Below are 4,485 nucleotides of genomic sequence, written 5' to 3' on the forward strand. Positions count from 1 at the left end.
CGGGACGCCGGCTCGGCCGGGTCAGGGCGCTGGCGGTGATCGTCGCGGTGGAGACGGTGGCCAAGTTCCTCGTCGCGGCCTGCCCGTGGGGGCCGGTGTACGCGGTGGCCACAGTCTGCTGGCAGATCGGCTACGTCGCGCTTCTGGTGCAGTTGCTGGCGTTGGCCGCCGCGGCCGACCCGACGGGCCGGTGGACGGCCGCCGGGGGCGGGGCGATCGCCGTGGGCACCGGACTGGGCCCGGCGGCGGCCGGATGGCTGCTCGGCACAGCCGGAGCATTGCCCTTGGGTCTGGTTCTCGTGGCGGCCACCCTGATCGGGGCGGCGCCGATCCTGCGGGTGGCGGGCGGGCTCAGGGACGGCGGCTACGGGCGGCCGGAACGCGCTTCCACGGCGTCCAGCAGCAGCTCCATCACGAACTCGAACTGATCGTCCTCGTCGGCCTGCGCCAAGTACGGCGCCACAGAGGCGAGCTGCGGGAAACGCTGCGGAGAGGCCGCCAGGTACTCGCGCCGCCACGCCATCCGGTCACCCTCCCGCTCCGCGCCGTCCAGAACGGCCGAAGCCGCCTCGAAAGAACTCATCGCCAGCGTGACGTCGACCAGCGCCCGGTAGTAGCGGGCCGATTCCTCCGCAGCGAAGCCGGCCTCCAGCAGAGCGCCGATCACCAAGTCCGCGCCGCGGAACTCCGCGTCGCGCCGGGACACCCGGGAGGCGACCAGCACGGCCAGCGCCGGGTGCGCCAGACAGGCCAGACGCACCCGACGGGCCAGCGCGGTCAAGGTCGCCCGCCAGGTGGGACCGGGCTCGAAGCCGTCGACGGCCTCGGCGATCAGCCGCTCGGCGAGACCCAGCAGAATGTCGTCCTTGCCGGAGAAATAGCGCAGCACCGCCGTGTGGTTGGACCCCAGATCGGTGCCGAGGCGACGCAACGTCAGCGACTCCGGCCCCTCCGACTCCAGCACCGACAGCGCCGCGTCCAGAATGCGTTCCCGGCTGAGCGCGTTCGACGGCGGCCGTCCCCGCCTGGAGCGGGGGGCCGGGCTGCTGGGATCCGTCATGCCCTCATCCTAGGGACGCGCTAGGACGCTTCTTCGCCCGCCGCCAGATGGGCCACCAGCGCGGTGAGCGCCGTCGCGGTCTCGCCGTCCAACGCGGGGTCGTCGGCCACCGGCCAGGCGCTGGTCTTCACGATCACCGTGTCGGCGACCGGGTCGATCCACAGGAACTGGCCGTAGATGCCGAGGCCGGTGAAAGCGCGGTGCGCCCCGCCGCGGGTCCACCACTGGTTGGAGTACCCGTAACCGGCCGAGTACCCCGCGCCGAGCGCGCCGACCGCCAGATGCGGCAGGTCCGCGCCGCGGCTCCGCTCGACCCACTCCTGCGGGACGATCTGCTTCCCGTCCCACCGCCCGCCGCGGGCCATCAGGAGGCCGAGCCGGGCCAGGTCCCGCACCGTCGCGTTGAACGAGCCGCCGCCGACGGCGGTGCGCGGCCGGCCGCGGGACAGCGCGTAGTAGGCGTCGAACTCCGCCCCGATCGGCTGCCACAGCCGCTCGGCGGCATACTGCGCCAGCGTCCGGCCGGTCGCGGCCTCCAGGACCCAGCCCAGCACCTGCGTGTCGATCGTCGAGTAGTTGAACCAGGTGCCGGGACGGGCGTGCGGCCGCACCGACCGGACCGCGTCCAGCACCGTGCCCTGCTGCCCGGTCACCGCGCGCATCAGCCGGTTGACGGGGGAGTCGGGGTCCTCGTAGTCCTCCGCGCCGCCCGCGCCGCTGGTCATGTGCAGCAGATCCTCGATCGACGGGCCGTCGAACGCCGAACCGGCCAGGTCCGGGCGGTAGTCGACGACCTTGTCGTCCGTCGAGCCGATCGCGCCTTCCTCCAGCGCGATCCCCAGCAGTATCGACGTCACCGACTTCGTCAGCGAGAACAGCTGGAACCGGCGGTGCGGCGCCGCGAACCGGCCGGGGTATTCCTCGTGCACCAGCCGTCCCCGGTGCACGACCGCGAACCCCGTCGTGTGCGTCCGGACGTGCAGGTCGGACAGGGTGCGCGTCGCCCCGTCCCATTCGTAGGTGAAGTCGAGCGCCCGCGGTGCCCGCGGCAGGACGCCAGGCCGTCCGGCCCGCGGCACCGTCTCCGACGGCAGCAGCGACGACATGTGCGTGAACGTCCACTCATTCAACGGCGGTCGCATCATCAACTCGTCCTGATGCCGCCACACCCACCGCAGCCCCACACCCGCCGCGACCACCCCGGCGCCGGCCGCCCACGTCCCGTAACCCACCACGCCACCCCTCCCAGCACCCCGCACCCAATTACGAACCAATGGTGACACCGATGGTTCACGGTATCAAGCGAAAAGGCCGGCGTCCCTAAGAGACACCGGCCTTCATCGATCAGCCGCCACAACGAGCAAAGGCCCCAGCTGCGGTTTCCCGCGCGGGGCCTTCGTCGTAGTGCCCGGCGAGGCACTGGCGGAGGATACGAGATTCGAACTCGTGAGGGGTTGCCCCCAACACGCTTTCCAAGCGTGCGCCCTAGGCCACTAGGCGAATCCTCCGTGGAGAAGCTTAGCGGGTGTTGGGGAGTGGGCGAACCTCGATTACGGACGACTTGGGGAGGGGGGAGTAGATGTGGGGGAAGACGTCGTCGCCGGAGGGTTCGAAGCGGACGTCCAGGTGGCGGGGGTCGATGACCAGGACCACCAGGTCCTCGGCGCCCTGGTAGTAGCGGGACAGGACGCCTTCCAGCTGCTGCTCGGTGGCGCAGCAGTGGATGAAACCCTCCTGCTCGAGGGTCGTGTCGCGGGTCGACATCGCATACGGGGTGACGTCGGTCACCTGCTCCCAGGTGGAGCGGTCGGCTACATGGAGGATGTGGGACATGTCGTCGGACTGTACGGGGCGCGGGCCGTCATGCCATAGACTCGGGGGCAGACCCCTCGTGCGGCGTCATCTTGTGAACCTCCCCAGGGCCGGAAGGCAGCAAGGATAAACAGGCTCTGGCGGGTGTGCGAGGGGTCCTTTTTGGTTCCTCGGCGTGGGCGGGTCTAACGGATGAGTCTGGCTCTCTATCGCAAGTACCGGCCTGCCACCTTTGGTGAGCTCAAAGGCCAGGAACATGTGGCCGAGCCGCTGCAGCAGGCGCTGCGGAACGGGCGGGTCAACCACGCCTATCTCTTCTCCGGGCCGCGCGGATGCGGCAAGACCTCCAGCGCGCGCATCCTCGCCCGGTCGCTGAACTGCGAGCAGGGCCCGACCCCCGACCCGTGCGGCGTGTGTGAATCCTGTGTCGCGCTCGGCCCCGGCGGCTCCGGGCACCTCGACGTGATCGAGATCGACGCGGCCTCCCACGGTGGTGTCGACGACGCCCGCGACCTGCGGGAACGCGCGTTCTTCGCGCCCGTCTCCTCACGATTCAAGATCTACATCATCGACGAAGCGCACATGGTGACCCGGGAAGGGTTCAACGCGCTGCTGAAGCTCGTCGAAGAGCCGCCGCCGCACCTGAAGTTCGTGTTCGCGACGACGGAACCCGAGAAGGTCATCGGGACGATCAGATCGCGGACCCACCACTACCCGTTCCGGCTGATCCCGCCGAAGATCCTCCAGGAGCTGCTGGAGGAGATCCTCAACTCCGAGAACGTGCCGTTCGAGCCGGCGGCGCTGCCGCTGGTCGTCCGGGCCGGGGCAGGGTCGGCGCGTGACTCGCTGTCGATCCTCGACCAGCTCCTCGCCGGCTCCGACGAGTCGGGCATCACCTACGGGCGTGCCGTCTCGCTGCTCGGCTACACCGACGCGGCGCTGCTCGACGAGGTCGTCGACGCGTTCGCGGCGCGTGACGGCGCCGCCGTATTCGCGGCCGTCGACCGGGTCGTCGAGTCCGGCCAGGACCCGCGCCGCTTCACCGCCGACCTCCTCGGCCGCTTCCGCGATCTGGTGATCCTCGCCAACGTGCCCGAAGCCACCAAGACCGGGCTCATCGCCGGTCCCGCCGACGAACTCGACCGGATGACGGCCCAGGCCGCCGCGATGGGCTCCGCCGACCTCACCAGAGCCGCGGACCTCCTGCACACCGGCCTCACCGAGATGCGCGGCGCCACCTCGCCCCGCCTCCTCCTCGAACTGGTCTGCGCCCGAATCCTCCTTCCCGGCGCCTACAACGACGAGGTGTCGCTGATGGCGCGCCTCGACCGCCTGGAGCGCAGCGGCCCCGTCACCCCGCGCCCCTCCTCATCTTCCTTCACCCCGCCCGCCCCCGCTTCCCACCCTGTGGACAACTCCCGCCCCACCCCGCCCCGCGACGCCTGGGGCGCCCAGAACACCCCGCAGGGATCCAGCGCACCCGCTCAGGCACCGCCGACCCATCAGACCGGCGACACCCGGGGCGCGTCAGCCGCGCAGGGTTCATCGGCCACCAGCGCGCCCACTCAGGCGCCGTCGGCAGGTCAGACCGGCGACGCCTGGGGCGCACCCGC

4 protein-coding genes, 1 tRNA gene, 1 other RNA gene and 1 pseudogene are annotated in these 4,485 nt (G+C 71.0%); 3 read left to right on the forward strand and 4 right to left on the reverse strand.

Features of this window, described 5'->3' with window-relative positions; genetic code table 11:
• A pseudogene (locus ACYVE7_RS29775) lies at window positions 1-428 on the forward strand (hypothetical protein); the annotation flags it as partial.
• On the opposite strand, the gene ACYVE7_RS29780 reads toward ACYVE7_RS29775, so the two are convergent.
• The 4 genes from ACYVE7_RS29780 to ACYVE7_RS29795 form a co-directional block, all read right to left on the reverse strand.
• On the reverse strand, window positions 365-1,060 hold the full coding sequence (locus tag ACYVE7_RS29780) for a TetR/AcrR family transcriptional regulator C-terminal domain-containing protein (RefSeq protein WP_460369338.1): 696 nt from the start codon (window positions 1,058-1,060) through the stop codon (window positions 365-367). The pseudogene ACYVE7_RS29775 and the gene ACYVE7_RS29780 overlap by 64 nt on opposite strands.
• A gap of 20 nt (window positions 1,061-1,080) precedes the next feature.
• The gene (locus ACYVE7_RS29785; RefSeq protein WP_460369339.1) at window positions 1,081-2,292 is read right to left on the reverse strand and encodes a serine hydrolase domain-containing protein; all 1,212 of its coding nucleotides are present in this window, start codon (window positions 2,290-2,292) and stop codon (window positions 1,081-1,083) included.
• 188 nt (window positions 2,293-2,480) lie between these two features.
• A tRNA-Ser gene (locus tag ACYVE7_RS29790) sits at window positions 2,481-2,568 on the reverse strand.
• Between the two features lie 10 nt (window positions 2,569-2,578).
• Window positions 2,579-2,893, reverse strand: coding sequence for a DUF952 domain-containing protein (locus ACYVE7_RS29795; protein ID WP_460369342.1), 315 nt, complete (start codon window positions 2,891-2,893; stop codon window positions 2,579-2,581).
• 47 nt (window positions 2,894-2,940) lie between these two features.
• On the opposite strand from ACYVE7_RS29795, the gene ffs reads away from it, so the two are divergent.
• Both ffs and ACYVE7_RS29805 read left to right on the forward strand, forming a co-directional pair.
• An RNA gene (gene ffs / locus ACYVE7_RS29800) (signal recognition particle sRNA small type) lies at window positions 2,941-3,036 on the forward strand.
• A 28-nt stretch (window positions 3,037-3,064) separates the two neighbouring features.
• The coding region (locus tag ACYVE7_RS29805; RefSeq protein ID WP_460369344.1) for a DNA polymerase III subunit gamma and tau at window positions 3,065-4,485 on the forward strand (1,421 nt) is incomplete at its 3' end.

This window comes from Actinocorallia lasiicapitis (assembly GCF_054778695.1).

Bases quoted from the DNA above. Each gene is read 5' to 3' on its own strand.
- ACYVE7_RS29795 (WP_460369342.1), bottom strand. From the start codon at position 2,893: ATGTCCCACATCCTCCATGTAGCCGACCGCTCCACCTGGGAGCAGGTG.
- ACYVE7_RS29780 (WP_460369338.1), bottom strand. From the start codon at position 1,060: ATGACGGATCCCAGCAGCCCGGCCCCCCGCTCCAGGCGGGGACGGCCG.